The organism is Streptomyces prasinopilosus, assembly GCF_001419695.1.
In the GTDB taxonomy this organism is placed as follows: Bacteria; Actinomycetota; Actinomycetes; order Streptomycetales; family Streptomycetaceae; genus Streptomyces; species Streptomyces prasinopilosus.
This window is the reverse complement of record NZ_LIRG01001026.1, coordinates 1-1,351: the sequence shown is the minus strand read 5'-3', so window position 1 is coordinate 1,351 and position 1,351 is coordinate 1. Positions and strand designations below refer to the sequence as shown.

General features: G+C 75.7%; 1 protein-coding gene. It reads left to right on the top strand.

The features are described from left to right. The coding region (locus AOK18_RS29810; RefSeq protein ID WP_055696318.1) for a PrsW family intramembrane metalloprotease at positions 1-1,323 on the top strand (1,323 nt) is incomplete at its 5' end. Between the last annotated feature and the right edge of the window lie 28 nt (positions 1,324-1,351).

Below are 1,351 nucleotides of genomic sequence, written 5' to 3'. Positions count from 1 at the left end.
GCCCCGCGGCGCGCGCAGCGGTGGCGGCGGCCCTGGGTGCGCCACGGGGCGCTGACGGCCCTCCTCGCCCTCTCGGGGCTGGTCATCCTGGGCCTGGTCCGCGAGCAGACCGGTACGGAGGGCTTCCTGGTCGGTCTCGGCCTCGCCGTCCTGCCGGTGCCGCCGCTCGTGGCCGCGTTCCGCTGGCTGGACCGGGTCGCGCCCGGCCCGTGGCGCAACCTGGTCTTCTCGTTCGCCTGGGGCGCCGGTGCCGCCGCGCTCATGGCGATCGTCGCCAACAGCTTCGCCACGCGGTGGATAGCGGCGGAGACGGCCGACCCGTCCCGTGCGGACACGCTCGGCGCGACCGTGATAGCACCGGTCGTGGAGGAGTCCGTGAAGGCCGCCGCCGTCCTGCTGGTCTTCCTGTTCCGCAGACGCGACTTCACCACGGTCCTCGACGGTGTGGTGATAGCCGGGGTCACCGCCACCGGTTTCGCCTTCACCGAGAACATCCTCTACCTCGGCACGGCCTTCGGCACCGACCAGCTGACCGGCGGCAGCGGCGTCTCCTCCGTCACCGCGGCGACGTTCTTCGTCCGCGTCGTCATGTCGCCGTTCGCGCACCCGCTCTTCACGGTCCTCACCGGCATCGGCTTCGGGGCGGCCGCGCTCGCCACCGGGCGGCGGCGTCCGGTGCGCTTCCTGCTCCCGCTCGGCGGCCTGCTGCTCGCGATGGGCGTGCACGCGCTGTGGAACGTCTCCTCGGCCCTCGGCGAGTACGGTTTCTTCGCCGTGTACGCGGCGTTCATGGTGCCGTCGTTCGGCCTGCTGACCTGGCTGGTGGTGTGGACCCGGCAGCGCGAGCTGCGGGCCGTGCGGGAGGAACTGCCCGCGTACGTCGGGGCCGGCTGGCTGACCCCGGCGCAGCCCTACGCGCTCGGCTCGATGCGGGCCCGGCGCGTCGCCCGGCGGTACGCGCGCGGGCACGGCGGCCGGACCGCGGCCCGCGCGGTGACGCAGTACGGGGCGTACGCGACGTCGCTGGCGTGCCTGCGGCACCGGGGGCGCCTCGGCCGTGCGGGGGCGGACTTCGCCGCGCGGGAGCACGAGTTGCTGCGGGAGCTGTGGCGGCGCCGCGACACGGCCCGCCCGGCCCTGGAACACGCGGCCCGGGTCACCGCACCGCCCGTCCCGCTCCGGGCGGTGTACGGGGCGTACGGCCTCCCCGCCGGGGTGTACGAGGGGTACGGCGCGTACGGCGTCGTGGACCCCGGGCGCTCCGCGCACCCCGTACACCCGGCGTCCGGGCCGGACCCGTACGCGTCCCCGTACCGCCCCTGAAACGCCGGACCGGCAGTCCTGACGCCGG